The organism is Pseudomonas fluorescens (assembly GCF_018614655.1).
GTDB lineage: Bacteria > Pseudomonadota > Gammaproteobacteria > Pseudomonadales > Pseudomonadaceae > Aquipseudomonas > Aquipseudomonas fluorescens_BX.
On record NZ_JAGGOG010000005.1, the window covers coordinates 124,913 to 140,302 of the forward strand.

Sequence of the window (15,390 nt, forward strand, 5' to 3'; positions counted from 1 at the left end):
TTGCTTACAAATACCGCCAACCTGCGCCCGCCCGACGTACGGCCCGACCAATGCCGACGTCCACTTGTCATTACTAAACCAACTGTTCAAGAGCCCGCAGCCATGTTTAACGGACGCGACCCGCGCATCGATTTTTTTCGCGGTCTGGCGCTGATCTTCATCTTCTGGGATCACGTGCCCCACAACCCTCTGGGCCAAATCACCCTGCGCAACATCGGTTTCAGCGATGCGGCAGAAGTCTTCGTGTTTCTCGCGGGCTTCGCGGCGGTGCTGGCCTACGGCAAGATCCTGCAGCGCGAAGGGTATTGGATTACCTGTGTGAAGATCCTGCGTCGCGCCTGGGTGCTGTACGTAGTGCATATCTTCCTGCTGGCGATGCTGATGGGCATTGTGTTCTTTGCCAACAGCCATGTGGAAACCCGCGACCTGGTCCAGGAAATGGGCCTGACGCACTTCATCAGCAACCCTCAGCAAGCGCTGACGGATGAGTTGCTGTTGCGCTTCAAACCGAACCTGATGGACCCGTTGCCGCTGTACATCGTGCTGCTGGCGGGCCTGCCGCTGGTGCTGCCGCTGCTGGTGCGCAAGACCTGGGCGGTCGTAGCCGTTTCACTGGCGGTGTACCTGCTGGCGCCGAAGCTGGGCTGGAACCTGTCGGCGATTGCCGACGGTGTGTGGTACTTCAATCCCGTCACCTGGCAGTTGCTGTTTGTACTGGGCGGCGCGGCGGCGCTGCACAGCCAGCAGCCCCGGCCCGCACAAAGCCGAGCGCTTTCGCGACAGCCACTGTTCATCGCAGCCGCCAGCTACGTGGTGGCTGCCGGTATCATCACTGTTTCCTGGCGCTGGCGCGAGATCCACGATGCAGTGATGCCCGCGCCCCTGAGCGACCTGTTGTACCCCATCAGCAAGACTGATCTGTCGCCGGTGCGCCTGCTGCACTTCCTGGCCTTGGCCTACGTCACTGCCAAGCTTTTGCCGGGCCGTGGCTGGACGCAAAACTGGCTGGCACAACAAACCTGCCGCATGGGCCGGTATTCCCTTGAAGTGTTCTGCCTGGGGGTGTTGTTGGCACCGTTGGCAGACATGGTCAACGCCATGACCAATGATGCCTTCGCCATGCAGATTTTCACCGCACTGGTGGGCGCCGGACTGATGGCCTTGCTCGGCGCGTGGCTGGACTTGAACAAGCGCCTGACCCAACCGGCGCGGGTAGCCACGACCTGACCTTCGACATCGCAAAAAACAAAAGCCCCGATCAATTGACCGGGGCTTTTTTGTTGACCGTGTACGTATCAGGACGTTGAACGTACCGCGCCTGGGGAAGCATTGGTCGGCTGCAACTTGAACACGTAGAACAGCACCGTCAGGAACAGCAGGAACACAGGCCCGACATACAACGCAACACGGGTATCCGGGAAGTACGCCATCAGGCCCACCACCAGCACCAGAAACGCCAGGGCCAGGTACGAGCTGACCGGGTACAGCCACATGCGGTATTTCAGGGCTTTCTGTTCGGCGGGGCTCAAGCTTTTACGGAACTTGAGCTGGGCCAGCAGGATCATGACCCAGGTCCAGATCGCGCCGAAGGTGGCGATGGACGTCACCCAGACAAAGACCTTGTCCGGTACCAGATAGTTGAGCAACACCCCCAGCAGCAAGGCGAAGATCGACAGCAGCAACGCACGGCGTGGCACGCCATTGCTGGAAGTGGTGGCAAAGGTCGCCGGGGCCTGGCCGTTCTGCGCCAGGCTGTAGAGCATGCGCCCGGTGCTGAATATCCCGCCATTGCAGGACGACAGCGCCGCCGTGATCACCACGAAGTTAATGATGCCGGCAGCGGTCTTGATGCCCAGACGCTCAAAGGTCATTACAAACGGGCTGCCCTGGGTGCCGATTTCATTCCATGGGTAGATCGACAGGATCACGAACAACGCACCGACGTAGAACAGCAGAATCCGCCAGAACACCGAGCCGATGGCATTGGGAATGGTCTTCTGCGGGTTCTTCGCTTCACCGGCGGTCAGGCCGATCATCTCCACACCCAGGTAAGCGAACATCACCATTTGCAAGGACATCAGCACACCCTGCACACCGTTGGGCAGGAAGCCGCCATGGGCCCACAGGTTGGAAATCCCCAGCGCCACGCCGTCGTTGCCGAAACCAAACGCAATGATGCCGACGCCACCAATGACCATCGCAATGATGGTGACGATCTTGATCAAGGCGAACCAGAACTCAAACTCACCGAAAGCTTTCACTGCGATCAGGTTGATGGTGCCCATGCTGATCAGAGCGGCCAGGGCCCAGATCCAGCGCGGCACATCGGGGAACCAGACGCCCATGTACACGGCGACGGCGGTGATTTCCGCAACGCAGGTTACCAGCCACAGGAACCAATAGTTCCAACCGGTGAGAAAGCCGGCCAATGGGCCGAGGTAGTCCTGAGCGTAACGGCTGAACGAGCCAGCGACTGGGTTATGCACCGCCATCTCGCCGAGGGCGCGCATGATCACCAGGATCGCCAGGCCGCCAATGATGTAGGACAGCATGATTGCCGGGCCGGCCATTTCGATGGCCTTGGCCGAACCCAGGAACAGGCCGACACCGATACAGGCGCCGAGCGCCATCAGGCGAATATGCCGTTCGCCAAGTTCGCGTTTAAGCGGACCGCCCGAAGGGGTCTCGCCGTGGGGCAGGTGGTTGCCAGCGGGCATAGGGGTACAACCTCATTTTGTTATTGGATATGAACCACCGAGTGTTCGACGTCACAGCGGGTCGCCACGACGCCCTCCTGCCAGGCCTGCCTTTTGGGTAAACCTGCCTGACCGTACAAACCGGGCCAGCTCAGCGGGGGTGCAGTATAAAAAGCCATGAGCAGGGCTTTTCACTCTATAAACAGCAAGATTCAGCGAGAAGTCTCGGCAAAAGCGCCTTTTGCGGAGGAGCATCACCTGGGCAATGTAGGAATTGCCTTCAATAAACGGCGGCGAGTATTGCACAAGGATGGTGCATCGTCATGCCCCTACCTTTGGTGGATTTACCTGGGGAAGAGGCTCTAGAACGCACCTATTGTGGCAAGTGGCTGGATATTGGCGAGCGGGCTTGTTGTGGCGAGCGGGCTTGCTCGCGTTGGACTGCGCAGCAGTCCCAAACCTGGCGACCGTGGTTTGTCTGCTAGAACTCGGGGGTCCTACTGGGGCGGCTGCGCCACCCAACGCGGGCAAGCCCGCTCGCCACAACAAACCCTCTGGTCACAACAAGCCCTCTGGCCACAACAAACCCGCTCACCACAGGGATCAGACGGTCGCAGAGACATCTGCACACTGATTTCAGGATCGCCTCCCAGCACTCAGTACTAGCGTCAATAAGTCACTACATCCATTAAGGAGCAAAGGATTGCCTCGCCAACCCAACTCTCACCTATTACGCCGTGGCCGCTATTCGGAGTCGGGTCGCGCTTATTTGATTACTGCTGTGGTTCATGCCAGACGCCCCCTGTTTCGTGACGTTCATCTGGGACGATTATTGGTGGCCGAACTAAAGCGAGCCCACGACTTTGGCTTGGTCAACTCACTCGCCTGGGTCGTAATGCCAGATCACTTTCATTGGCTATTTGAACTACGGGAAACGGAGCTGGCGCAAGTAATGGGGCGAACCAAGTCCCGGAGCACTCTGTCCATCAACCGTGCTTGCGGCACTTCAGGCGCGTTCTGGCAAAAGGGCTATCACGACCGGGCTGTTCGTACAGAGGAAGACCTGCGCAAGATTGCCCGCTACATCATTGCTAATCCACTTCGCGCCGGGCTGGTAAAAAGCATCGGCGACTATCCTCTCTGGGACGCCGCCTGGCTCTGAGCCAGACATCTACCCCTGTTGACCGGCGGGCTTATTGTGGCGAGCGGGCTTGCCCGCGTTGGACTGCGCAGCAGTCCCAAACCTGACTACCGTGATTTGTCTGGTAGAACTCGGTGGTCCTACTGGGGCGGCTGCGCCACCCAACGCGGGCAAGCCCGCTCGCCACAGAAGCCCGCTTGTCATAAAAGCTGTCCTGCTACACAAATTTCTCCTACACGCTCGCCACCGTCTAAGCTTCAGACAAGTCCGATCAATCTGCGTGAATGGATCAATCGACTATGGGCGCTTTATGGCAAACCGATTCGACCACGGCTGTGGTTCCAACCGACAGTGCGGATGAGCAGCCATTGCCACAAAAGCCCCGCAAACGACACTTTTTCTGGCGGATGTTCTGGCTGTTGCTGGTGATCAGCCTGATCGCCTTCGGTTATGCCGCCTCGCGGGAAATGCGTACGTCCAAGTGGCAGGCCCGGGAGTTCAGCCGGCTCGCCGAGTCGTTGACCTACAAGGTCCAACCCGGCCCCAGTAACGCCATTGTCTACCCCGGCGACGGCCCCTTCGATAAGCGCCTGGGCTACAGTGCCTTGGGCGATTTCCTACCGCGTTTGCTCAAACGCGACTACTTGATCCAAAGCCAGGCCCAGTTCTCCGACGCCTTGCTCGACTACACCCGCCACGGCCTGTTTGTGCCCTACGCCGAGAAAATCCAGGCAGGCCTGTCGATCACCGATTGCCGCGCCACACCGATGTACCAATTCTACTACCCGCAGCAGTTCTACCCGACCTTTGCGGCCATCCCGCCAGTGATGGTCAACAGCCTGCTGTTTATCGAAAACCGCGACCTGCTGGACCCTGCTCAACCCCGGGCCAACCCGGCGGTGGACTGGCCGCGCTTTGCCAAGGCCGCCTGGTCCCAGGTCGCCAAATTGCTGCACTTGCCAGGCCAGACAGCAGGCGGCAGTACGTTGGCGACTCAATTGGAAAAATACCGTCACTCACCCGATGGGCTGACGCTGTCCGGTGGCGAGAAGATTCGCCAGATGATTTCCGCCAGCGTGCGCACCTACCAGGGCGGCCCCGACACCCTGGAGGCGCGCAAGAACATCGTGCGCGATTACCTCAACAGCGTCCCTCTGTCGGCGGTACCCGGCCACGGTGAAGTACACGGCATGTCTGAAGGCTTGCGAGTCTGGTACGGCGCCGACTTCAAGCAGACCAACGCCCTCCTGACCAGTAACGATCCCAGGCAACTCGCACAAAAAGGCTTGGCCCTGCGTGAAGTCCTGTCGTTGATGATCGCCCAGCGTCGGCCTTCGCACTATCTGTCCAAAGGCCGTCAGGAGCTGGCAGAACTCACCGACAGCCACATCCGTCTGTTGGCGCAAAATGGCGTGATCGACCCCGCGCTGTCCGCCGCCGCCCTGGCCAGCAAGGTCAGTTACCGTGACTGGCAACAACAACCCACGACCCAACCCATCGAAACCAACAAAGGTATCAGCGTCGCGCGCAGCCGCCTGGCTGCCCTGCTCAATCGTCCGCTGTATGACCTGGACCGCCTGGACCTGTCCGCCACCAGCACCCTGCAAGGTGACCTGCAAACCCAAGCTACCGAGTACCTCAAACACCTGGCGGACCCAGCCTTTGCAGGACAACTCGGCTTGCTCGGCCCACGCCTGCTGACCCCGGCCAGCACCGCTCAGGTACGTTACAGCTTCAACCTCTACGAGATGACACCCGATGGCGCCCGGGTACGGGTACAGACCGACAACACCGATCAACCCTTCGACATCAACGAAGGCAGCAAGCTGGAGTTGGGCTCCACTGCCAAGCTGCGTGTGCTGACCACCTACCTGCAAATCATCAGCGAACTCCACGACCGCTACGCCGGCCAAACACCCGCCGCGCTGAAGAAAGTCAACATTGATGACCAGGATCGCCTGTCCCGCTGGGCTGTGGATTACCTGGCGCAAAACAGCGACCAAAGCCTGCCGAAAATGCTCGATGCGGCCCTCAACCGGCAGTACTCCGCCAGCCCCGGCGAAAGCTTTTTCACCGGCGGCGGCCTGCATCACTTCCATAACTTTCGCAACGAAGATAACGGCCGCAGCCCGACGTTGCGTGACGCCCTGCGCGAATCGATCAACCTGCCGTTCATTCGCCTGATGCGTGACCTGGTGCGCTACAGCACCTATCACGGCGCCAACAATAGCGCCGAGCTGCTCAAGGACGACAGCAACCCCCGTCGCCAGGAATACCTGGCCCAATTCGCCGACCGCGAGGGTACGACCTTCCTGCTGCGTTTCTGGAAAAAATACCGCAACAAGGACACCCAGGCCCGGCTCGACACCTTCCTTGACGGCATGCACCCCACCGCCATCCGCCTGGCCGCCGTACACCGCTACCTGTTACCCCAGGCCAGCCAAACGAGCTTCAACAGTTTTGTCCGTGCCCATTTGACCAGCACCAAGGCGCCGGAAAAGCTCACCGACGAACGCTTGGAAAAGCTCTATCAAAATTACGGTCCCGGCGCCTACGACCTGCCGGACCAAGGCTACATCGCCAAGGTCCATCCGCTGGATTTGTGGCTGCTCGGCTACTTGCTGAACAACCCCGAGGCCACCTTCACCCAGGCCGTCGCCGCCAGCGAGCATGAGCGCCAGGAAGTCTATGGCTGGCTGTTCAAGAGCCGGCACAAAAGTGCCCGAGACAGTCGGATTCGTACCATGCTGGAGATCGAAGCGTTCCTCGACATTCATCAACGCTGGCAGGCGGTCGGCTACCCGTTTGACCACCTGGTGCCGTCGCTGGCCACCGCCATTGGCAGTTCGGGCGACAAGCCCGCCGCCCTTGCCGAACTGGTGGGCACCATCCTCAATGACGGCATACGCCAGCCAACCCTGCGTATCGACAGCCTGTACTTTGCCGCCGGTACTCCCTACGAAACCCGTCTGATCAACGACCCGAACCGTGGCAAGCGCGTGATGCCCAGCGAAGTCGCCAGCGCCTTGCGCACAGCGCTCTCGCAGGTGGTGGACGCCGGCACCGCCAAACGGGTCTCAGGCAGTTTCAAACTGGCAGATGGTACGCCACTCGCCATGGGCGGCAAGACCGGCACCGGGGATAACCGCATTGAAGCCATCGGTGCCGGTGGGCGAATTCTCAGCTCCAAGTCAATCAACCGCACGGCCACCTTTGTTTTCTATATTGGCGAACATCATTTCGGCACCCTCACCGCCTTTGTACCCGGCGCCTCGGCCCAAGGTTTCAAGTTCACCTCGGCCTTGCCCGTCCAAGTCCTCAAGGGCATGTCTGCGATTCTGACCCCCTACCTGCAACCCGGTGCCCAAAGTTTGTGCCTGCAACCGACCGCCCGCCAATAAGGGCGTTATATAGCTGTTTTTCAGTCCTGAATAGTGCATCGGACGCGCGCTGTTCCTAGCAACATTTCAACCTTTTAAACCCGCGTACCTGGCAGATAATCGGATGCTCCAAGTCTTAATAAAAGGTCATCCAACTCATGTCAGTCACGCTCATGGACCGAGCCATATCGGCCGCCGAAAAAAAACCGGTTCATTACGATTTCATCCAGCAACAACTACCTCGATGGCTGACCGATACAGGGTCGCAACGAATAACCTCACTGAAAAATCTCACGCCTGACATCGCCCTGATCCACGCCAACGCCTTGCCATCGGCGCAACACAATTCACTCAAACAAGCCCTGGGCAACCATTGGACAACCCAGAACGCGCTGGACAAAAAGCTCGCGGCCCTAAGCGACATCAAGGCATTTGCCGAACCGCTGCTCAAAGATGCCCTGAAAGACTACGGCGACATCGACATACTCCACACCTGGATCCGCGTCTACGCGCCTGCCAAATTGGCGTGGTGGGCAAAAAATGTGCTGCACGGTGTCACCAGCAGGATCACCACCCTGCTCGACGCGGCGCTGCACAATTTCTCGACAGAGGAAAACTTTGCCGAGTTTACGTTCCTGTCCGATGCGGACACTCGCGGGCAACGCCAACTGTTGACATTCCAGCACAAGGAAACTGGCCAAACCCTCACCACTGAGGATTTCAAGACCCTGTGCCGAAAGCTCGATATCGGCGCACGCTATCAACAAAAAATACGCGCCACACTGGGGTTCGATGACGCGGCAATCGCCGCCCCGCTGCACCTCGACATCATCAGCAACCTGAAGGCAGCGTTGAACAGCGCCGCCCATCTGGGGCTGGCGAAAAAAGACATCACCCAGGATGCCTATGGGCTCGTTCAAGCCCTACTGCGTGGAGACTCCCGACTGGAACTGAACGGCCAACCGATGGATTTCTACACACTGGACCTGCTGGAAACACGCCTGATCGGCGTCCTGGTTATCGCGCCTACACAGGTTGGCCCCGAGACCATGAGGATGCTGGCCTATATTCCCGAGGACCCCGAGCATCCGCTCAAGGAATACGCTTCATCACTGGACTTCGTCAAAGAACTGACCAGCCAGTTACGTGACAAAACCCCCGCGCCTGAATCATCACGTCCCAGCTATCAACAATTCTTCAGCCAGTTCATTGCTCACAAAGAGCGCGGCCGTTTTTTTTACCAGCTCAACAGCTTGCTCTCCCCCCTACGCTGGTTTCCCAGGGAGCGTGGCGATAGCCGTCCGACCTGGCGCGAAACACCGGAGCAGGCACCCAACCTGCAGTTCCATATCGAGGCGGTACGGGACGACACCGCTAACCGCGCCAACGATCCGGATCACGATGACCTCTGGCACTACCTGTACCGGGTCAAACTGAACAAGATCGTCAATGATGCTCAGGAAATCGCCATCTCCACGGCCTATGTTGACCGCATGGCTCGCTGGAGCTGGTGGGATAACCTGGAAAACATGCTCACGGACATTTTCAACGCCGCCCTGCTGGTCGTTACCCCGTTCGTGCCCTTTCTCGGTGAACTGATGATGGCGTATACCGCCTACCAGGTACTCAACGACGTGTTCGAAGGTGTCGTCGACTGGGCAGAAGGCCGCCAACTTGAAGGGTGGGAGCAAACCCTGGCGGTGGCAGAGAACCTCATTCAACTCAGCCTGTTCCATGCCGGCGGGAAGATTACAGAAGTCGCCAGTTTGAAGCTGTCGCCCTTTGTCGACGGGCTCAAGCCCGTACAGACACCCGCGGGCGACACTCGCCTGTGGCACCCCAACCTCACGCCTTACCAGCAAAGGTCACTGCGCCTGCCGCCGACAATCGTCCCTGAAGAGAACGGCCTGCACCCGCATCAAGGCAAGCAGATTTTGCGGGTGGGCGAGCTGGCATTCATTTCCAGGGAGAAGAACCCGTCGACCTCACTCACCCCACGGCTGGCGTGGTTGATGATGTGGTGGCCCTTGAGCGGTTTGCCTTGGGGGTCGACCAGGCGCCCAAGCACGGTGACGGTGCGCATTACGCTGATCTTGCGGTAGTCCACGCCGCCCTTGTTCAGGTGATAGGCGGTGCGTGGCGGCTGGATACTGGCCGCCGGCGCGTGGTTGCCTTCGAAGTCGAAACTGACCGAGCTGCCTTTGTAGGCGGTGATCGGGATGAAGTTGCGCCCAGGCCGCAAGGTGGTGCTGCCGCCACTCAAGTCATCGGCACGCAGGAGGATGTCGTCGACGTCGGTTTCGACATCCACAATCATTCCCGAGCCGCCGCCGTGGTACTGGCTGGTGAGCACCATCTGCTGGCCGCCGATGGCAAACGTGCTGTCCAGGTTCAGGCCACCGGTGAGGTCGTTGTTGAACGAGGAGCGCTGCACGAAGCCGTCGCCATTGAACGCATCGGTCTGGAAGCTGGCCATGCCGGACAGGCCGACGCCGTAGGTGTCGCCCAGCACGGTGCCCGAGACGCTTTGCAGGACGTGGTCTTGCAGATCTTTGCGGTAGGTCAGCGAGCCGTTGTGATCGCGCCCACCGTCGCGGGAGGTACGCGTGCCGATGCTGGCAGACCATTGCTCGCCGGGGCTGCCCAGCGCCAGGCTGACACTCAGGTCGACCCCGCGGTTGCGTTTGTCGCCGGTGCTGGAGCTGGCCGGGCGGTCGAACAACGAGAGCCGCCAGTTGGCGTCACTGTCAAACAGACGGGTGCGCTCGTTCCAGCCCAGGTCCAGGCCAACGCCTTCGGTGTTGCCTTCGCTGTAGGAAACTCGGGCACTGATGGAACGCAGGTTACTCAGGCGATGGTTGAGCGAGAGTGAGGACAGGCTGGTCTGGCCGATAAAGACATCACGCTGGCGAATGCGGGTGCCGTCGGGCAGGGTTTCGTAAGTGTTGCGGTTGTCGAGCCAACTGCGGGTGTGGTTGAACACCACACTGCCCAGGCCGTAATTGTAGAGGCTGTTGAAGTCGACACCGGTGCCGTAGTTGTCGGTCTGGTAGACATTGGCGTAGAGGCTGGCGTTATTGGCCAGGGTCCAGTCGATAGACGTGCCGTACTGCATGTTTTCCTTGACCTGGCGCCCGGACAACCCCAGCACCACCCGCGGGTGAGCCAAGTAGTTGACGGAGGCTCCGGCGGTCATGTCGCCGCTGGACTGATCATCCCAGTTGCTGAGCAACTTGCTTTCCTGGCCGGCAAACACGTTGTAGCGCCAATGGTTGTCGAGGTTGCGCCAGTTGTTGGGCTTGTACACCAACTCCTGGGTGGTGCTGGTGACCTGGCCGTCTTCCACCAGACGCACTTCCACTTCATAGATGCCGCCCGGCAACGGCCGCGTGTCCAGGCTTTGCAGGCCGGTGGTGACCGCCTGGGTGTTGATCAGCAGACCGTTGCGGTAGATCTCCACCGAAGCCTGTCGGTTGGCGGTGACGTAAATGGGGTAGATGCTCGGCTTGGGGTTGCTGATCATCAGGCTGTCGGAGCTGCCGTACATCACGCCCACGGCGGTGTCGGGGCTGGCGCCGAACGTACGTAATTGACGGGTCAGGCCTTCGGCGTTGGGGGTGAAGTAGCCCAGACGCAAAAAATTGCCGTGCAGCTCACGTTGGGAGTAAAGCGAATACACCGCATGGTTGAGGGCGTCGTCGTCCGGCCCGCCCAGGCGCGAGAACTGCATGTTCACCACCTGGCTCCAGTTGCCCAGGCTGCCGCTGGCGTCCAGCCCCAGGCGACCGCCCAGGTCCTGGCCCTGGCCACCGCTGATATTGAGCTGATTACGCACGATCAAGCCGGTGCTGCCGCCGTTGGGCAGGGAGTAATACTTCGACTCGAGCCCGTCACGTTCGGCGTTTTCGGTCAGCAGCGTGACCATGGACTTTTCAAGGTTGTAGTGCACCGCCAGCAGTTGCTCCGGACAGTTGCTTTCGCACGTCCCCAGCGACACGCCTTGCTTGAGGTAGTCACCCCAGCGATCGCGCTCGATATCCTTGATCACGCTGCCCTCGTGGTCGGTGAAGTCCAGCAGGGTCAGGCGATCATCGCGGGTCAGAACAATCATCGCCTCGGACACGAACTCCTGGTCCAGTTCAACCCGTACCGCCAGGGGCACATCAAAAAAATGCTCTTCAAAGTCCGCAGGCAGACCCTTGGCCTGGGACAGCAAACTTCTCGGGGTTGTGCCAGTTGCCGCGTCTGCTGCAAACGCACCCGTAGCAAACAACAGGGCAAGCGCTGCCGCGATGGGAGTCATCGGGAACATGAACGGATACTCTGAATACACACGAGGAATACTTGAATACCGATCAACCGACAGCAGTGGCCGGTCGATCGGTAGTTACCAAGCAATAAGCTGACGCTTATTGATTAACCCGACGCTTTCACGGAGTGACGCGCGGTTCGTGGTCAAACACCACCACGTAGTTGGTGGTGAACAGCCCGGAAACACCGGTAGCCGGTGTGGCAGCAGCGATCACCATGTCGGCTTGGGTGCCGGGCGTGGAGCTGGCGTCATCGACCACTTCCAATGGCGAACCGGTCAGGGTGACACCGTTGAAGGTGGTGGTCAGGGCAATAGAATCGGTGCCGTTGGTCAGGGAAGCCGGGCCGCCCTCAATGTAGGCCTTGATCGAACCATCAGTGTTTTTCACCGCGTAAGTAGCACGCAACGGAGCCAGTTGGCCGGTGACCGTGTTGTAGGTCATGGTCTCGTCACGACCGAAGTTCGGATCCAGAGGCTGCGCATGGAACTGAGTAGTAGGAATGGTCGCCTTGATGTTGATGACGCTGGTGGCTTCACCTGCGGCAAACACGCTGGAGGAGGCAACGGCCAGCAGGGCCAGTGGCAGTACTAGAGCAGTTTTTTTCAGCATCATTAAATACCTGTCATCGCATTAAGTTAGTTAAAAGCCCGATGAAGATCGAAGCTTTCTGCACGCCTGAAACTGACTTCCTCGTTGTTCGAGACATGTCCTAAGACGCCAGCAAATGATTAACCGAATTCAACTTAAAGTATGCCAGTGGATTCCGTATGGAGCGTAGTTATCCCCCTCCAACCCAGACAGATAAAACCTTGAAAAATCAATATCCAATTAATTTACTGTCAGCCAAAACATACCGACAACCAAACATTAACCGACACAACTAACACCTCAATCTGTAAGAGAAGTATTACATACCACCCCTTGATTAATTATCCGAACAAATTAGAGCAGTTACTCCATAACCCAATTAAGTTTTATTATAAGTTTTGTCAACTAATTTCGGTGGTCGATGACATTAAGAATGCACCCGCGCCGATTCCCGCCCCGGGCCTTGCCGTTCGTCAGGAGGCCTTGCTCAAGTCATAAGATATATCTTACGTTATGTCTAAACCACACACAAAGAGCACGATAATGAGAGACCATCATTCCCACCGTGACCCCGGTGACGGCCGCGACGGCTTCGAGAAACGCCCAGGCCGCGAACGCGGCGGCCGTGGCCCGCGAGTCTTTGCCCCTGGCGATTTGAAACTGCTGTTGCCGGCGCTGATCGCCGAACAGCCCTGCCACGGCTACGACCTGATCCGCCAGATCGAAGGTCTGTTCGACGGTGCCTACAGCCCCAGCCCCGGGGTGATCTACCCCACGCTGACGTTTCTGGAAGAAAGCGAATTGATCAGCGGAGACGCCGAAGGCGGAAAAAAACGCTACACAATCACCGACGCCGGACGTCTCTTCTTAAGTGAGCAATCGGTTGCCCTGGACGGCGTGCGCATGCGCATTGACGTCAGCAAACGCTCTCTGCGTGGTCACGATCGGCCTCCGGAAATTCACGAGGCAGTGCACAACCTGCGCCATGCCCTGCAGTTGCACCACGGGCGCTGGAGTGCGGAAGAAATCCGTCGGGTCAGTGCGCTGCTTAATAACACCGCCAAAGCCATTGTTGACGGCCCGGCCGTGCAACCTTCATCGGAGCAAACCCAATGAGTGAGCCCAACAAGTTGGAAATCCACCGCGTCATGCATGAAATCAAGCGCCGTCGCCTGGATGTGCTGCGGGTGGTCGACATCACTCCGCGCATGCGCCGCATCACCCTGGGCGGCGAGCAGTTGGCCGGGTTTATCAGCCTGGGCAGCGACGATCACATCAAGCTGCTGTTCCCACAGAGCGCCGCCGAACAAGCCGCGTTGGAAAGCCCGACGTTCAGTATCAAGGGTGACGGCCCCCAGCCAGCGATGCGCGACTACACGCCGCGACGTTTCGACCTGGCCATCGGCGAGCTGGACATCGACTTCGTACTCCATGGTGATGGCCCTGCATCCACATGGGCTGAACAGGCCGCCGTGGGCCAACACCTGTACATCGGCGGGCCCCGTGGCTCGATGGTTGTGCCGGATATCTTCGACAGCTACCTGCTGATCGGCGATGAAACCGCCCTGCCCGCCATTGCCCGACGCCTGGAAGAATTGCCGGCCGGGCGTAACGTGCTGGCGGTGATTGAAGTGACGAACGCGGCAGAAAAACAGACGCTGGAGAGTGCGGCGGATGTCGAGGTGATTTGGGTGCTGCGTGGGGTGGATGACTTGCTGACGACTGTGCAGCAGTTGCAGGTTCCGGGCGGCTCACTCTATGCGTGGGTGGCAACCGAGACCAAGTTGTCGCGCCAGGTTCGCCGGGTACTGCTCGATACCCATAAGCTCGATGACAGCTTCGTCAAGGCCGTGGGTTACTGGCGTGCGGACGGCAGCGACGAGGAATAGATCTGTGGAAGGTCCCACTACCTCTTCGACGTAGCGCTGTCGCGTAGCAAACTGGGACCTCTGTGGCGAGCGGGCTTGTCCCGCGTTGGGGTGCGAAGCGCTCCTGATGAAGACGAATGCGGTGTATCAGGCACTCCTCTGCGCCTGGTTTTGGGGCTGCTGCGCAGCCCAACGCGGGACAAGCCCGCTCGCCACAAGAATGCGGTCGCCTGAAATTGTTTATGCAGGACTCAAGACTTTAGGGTGAAATTTTAACCCTTTAAAATCAGTAAGTTATTTTAAGTTTGATAAGAGCGGGCTTGTGTGGGAGCGGGCTTGCTCGCGAATGCGTAGTGTCAGCCACCGAATAAGTCGACTGACCCACCGCTTTCGCGAGCAAGCCCGCTCCCACATTATCCCTGCGGTGATTTGACGAGTTTGTCCAACCCGACAATCGCCAAGGCAATCACCACAAATCCCACCAATATCCCTCCGGCATTCACGAACACCTGTGGATAACCCAAGGTATCCACGTCAATAAACGGATATTGATACTGCCCCAGCAAATGCCCGCGCAGCAGCACATAGGCGAAGTACACCAATGGGTAGATCACCCACAGGCCAATGTGCGCGAACCGCAACCTGCCCTTGGGTACACAGAACCACCAATAGCCAAGAAACAGCAACGGCATCACGTCGTGGAGCAGTTCGTCGGCGATAAACTGGAACCCCTGAGGGCTCCACAAATGCCGCAGCAGCAAGCTGTAGGCCAGCCCCACCACGACGATGCTCACGGCAACCCCGCTGCCGACGGCCGGCTGCAGGAAAAACCGTCGCCCGGCTGAAGGACGACTCACTAATGCATAGCTCAACACCACCACCGCCAGAGTATTGGTGAGTACCGTGAAGAAGCTGAAAAAACTCACCAAGCCGCCCAGTAAACTGGCGTCCAAGGTCCAGCGCGAATAGAAAATCAGGTACTGCTGAATCGCCAGGCCCGCCCAGCCGGCCAGTGCCGTTACCGTCACATACCCACGCAACCTGCCGCCCATATCATCAATCCTGAGGACGTTTGGTGGGCATCAGCTTGACGTACAGCCCTTCGACTTTTTCCCGCGCCCATGGCGTCTTGCGCAAGAACGACAGGCTCGACTTGATGCTCGGATCGCTGGAAAAACAGCGGATGTTGATGCGCTCGGCCAACCCTTCCCATTGGTAGTGAGCCACCAGCGCGGTGAGTACTTGTTCCAGGGTGACGCCGTGCAAAGGGTCGTTGTTTGTTGCGCTCATGCCGGGCCTTTTTTGCCAAAAATTGAAGAAGAAGCCGCGCACCTTAGCCGAGGGGCCACGCGGGTGGAAGCAGTGCCTTCACTATAGCCACACAAACCTGTAGCCGCTGCCGAG

General features: G+C 59.0%; 10 protein-coding genes and 1 pseudogene. 6 read left to right on the forward strand and 5 right to left on the reverse strand.

Annotation, left to right across the window (positions count from 1 at the left end; all coding sequences use genetic code 11):
* The first annotated feature begins 102 nt into the window (after positions 1 to 102).
* A complete protein-coding gene (locus tag J7E41_RS08360; RefSeq protein WP_214991639.1) occupies positions 103 to 1,227 on the forward strand; it encodes an OpgC family protein in 1,125 nt (374 codons plus the stop codon).
* 68 nt (positions 1,228 to 1,295) lie between these two features.
* Here the strand turns inward: J7E41_RS08360 and J7E41_RS08365 are convergent, their stop codons facing one another.
* Positions 1,296 to 2,717 carry an amino acid permease gene (locus J7E41_RS08365; RefSeq protein WP_214991640.1) on the reverse strand — a complete coding sequence of 474 codons (1,422 nt, stop codon included), beginning with the start codon at positions 2,715 to 2,717 and terminating at the stop codon, positions 1,296 to 1,298.
* 682 nt (positions 2,718 to 3,399) lie between these two features.
* On the opposite strand from J7E41_RS08365, the gene J7E41_RS08370 reads away from it, so the two are divergent.
* The 3 genes and pseudogenes from J7E41_RS08370 to J7E41_RS28395 all read left to right on the forward strand — a co-directional run.
* Complete coding sequence (locus J7E41_RS08370; protein ID WP_214991642.1) at positions 3,400 to 3,858, forward strand: REP-associated tyrosine transposase; 459 nt, start codon at positions 3,400 to 3,402, stop codon at positions 3,856 to 3,858.
* A 278-nt stretch (positions 3,859 to 4,136) separates the two neighbouring features.
* Positions 4,137 to 7,238 carry a transglycosylase domain-containing protein gene (locus J7E41_RS08375; RefSeq protein WP_214991644.1) on the forward strand — a complete coding sequence of 1,034 codons (3,102 nt, stop codon included), beginning with the start codon at positions 4,137 to 4,139 and terminating at the stop codon, positions 7,236 to 7,238.
* A gap of 152 nt (positions 7,239 to 7,390) precedes the next feature.
* A pseudogene (locus J7E41_RS28395) lies at positions 7,391 to 8,422 on the forward strand (dermonecrotic toxin domain-containing protein); the annotation flags it as partial.
* A gap of 713 nt (positions 8,423 to 9,135) precedes the next feature.
* Here the strand turns inward: J7E41_RS28395 and J7E41_RS08380 are convergent.
* Complete coding sequence (locus J7E41_RS08380) at positions 9,136 to 11,529, reverse strand: TcfC E-set like domain-containing protein (protein WP_214991646.1); 2,394 nt, start codon at positions 11,527 to 11,529, stop codon at positions 9,136 to 9,138.
* A 118-nt stretch (positions 11,530 to 11,647) separates the two neighbouring features.
* A complete protein-coding gene (locus J7E41_RS08385; RefSeq protein WP_214991648.1) occupies positions 11,648 to 12,139 on the reverse strand; it encodes a CS1 type fimbrial major subunit in 492 nt (163 codons plus the stop codon).
* 522 nt (positions 12,140 to 12,661) lie between these two features.
* Between J7E41_RS08385 and J7E41_RS08390 the strand changes: the two genes are divergently transcribed.
* Together J7E41_RS08390 and J7E41_RS08395 are read left to right on the forward strand one after the other, a co-directional pair.
* A complete protein-coding gene (locus J7E41_RS08390; RefSeq protein WP_214991649.1) occupies positions 12,662 to 13,234 on the forward strand; it encodes a PadR family transcriptional regulator in 573 nt (190 codons plus the stop codon).
* Positions 13,231 to 14,007, forward strand: a complete 777-nt coding sequence (locus J7E41_RS08395; protein WP_214991651.1) for a siderophore-interacting protein — start codon at positions 13,231 to 13,233, stop codon at positions 14,005 to 14,007. The genes J7E41_RS08390 and J7E41_RS08395 overlap by 4 nt, the downstream gene beginning before the upstream one ends.
* 392 nt (positions 14,008 to 14,399) lie before the next feature.
* Here the strand turns inward: J7E41_RS08395 and J7E41_RS08400 are convergent, their stop codons facing one another.
* Together J7E41_RS08400 and J7E41_RS08405 are read right to left on the reverse strand one after the other, a co-directional pair.
* A complete protein-coding gene (locus J7E41_RS08400) occupies positions 14,400 to 15,038 on the reverse strand; it encodes a Pr6Pr family membrane protein (RefSeq protein ID WP_435304114.1) in 639 nt (212 codons plus the stop codon).
* Between the two features lie 4 nt (positions 15,039 to 15,042).
* Positions 15,043 to 15,276 carry a VF530 family DNA-binding protein gene (locus J7E41_RS08405; protein ID WP_214991653.1) on the reverse strand — a complete coding sequence of 78 codons (234 nt, stop codon included), beginning with the start codon at positions 15,274 to 15,276 and terminating at the stop codon, positions 15,043 to 15,045.
* Positions 15,277 to 15,390: the final 114 nt, after the last annotated feature.

Bases quoted from the DNA above. Each gene is read 5' to 3' on its own strand.
- J7E41_RS08360 (WP_214991639.1), top strand. From the start codon at position 103: ATGTTTAACGGACGCGACCCGCGCATCGATTTTTTTCGCGGTCTGGCG.
- J7E41_RS08365 (WP_214991640.1), bottom strand. From the start codon at position 2,717: ATGCCCGCTGGCAACCACCTGCCCCACGGCGAGACCCCTTCGGGCGGT.
- J7E41_RS08375 (WP_214991644.1), top strand. From the start codon at position 4,137: ATGGGCGCTTTATGGCAAACCGATTCGACCACGGCTGTGGTTCCAACC.
- J7E41_RS08380 (WP_214991646.1), bottom strand. From the start codon at position 11,529: ATGTTCCCGATGACTCCCATCGCGGCAGCGCTTGCCCTGTTGTTTGCT.
- J7E41_RS08385 (WP_214991648.1), bottom strand. From the start codon at position 12,139: ATGCTGAAAAAAACTGCTCTAGTACTGCCACTGGCCCTGCTGGCCGTT.
- J7E41_RS08390 (WP_214991649.1), top strand. From the start codon at position 12,662: ATGAGAGACCATCATTCCCACCGTGACCCCGGTGACGGCCGCGACGGC.
- J7E41_RS08395 (WP_214991651.1), top strand. From the start codon at position 13,231: ATGAGTGAGCCCAACAAGTTGGAAATCCACCGCGTCATGCATGAAATC.
- J7E41_RS08400 (WP_435304114.1), bottom strand. From the start codon at position 15,038: ATGGGCGGCAGGTTGCGTGGGTATGTGACGGTAACGGCACTGGCCGGC.
- J7E41_RS08405 (WP_214991653.1), bottom strand. From the start codon at position 15,276: ATGAGCGCAACAAACAACGACCCTTTGCACGGCGTCACCCTGGAACAA.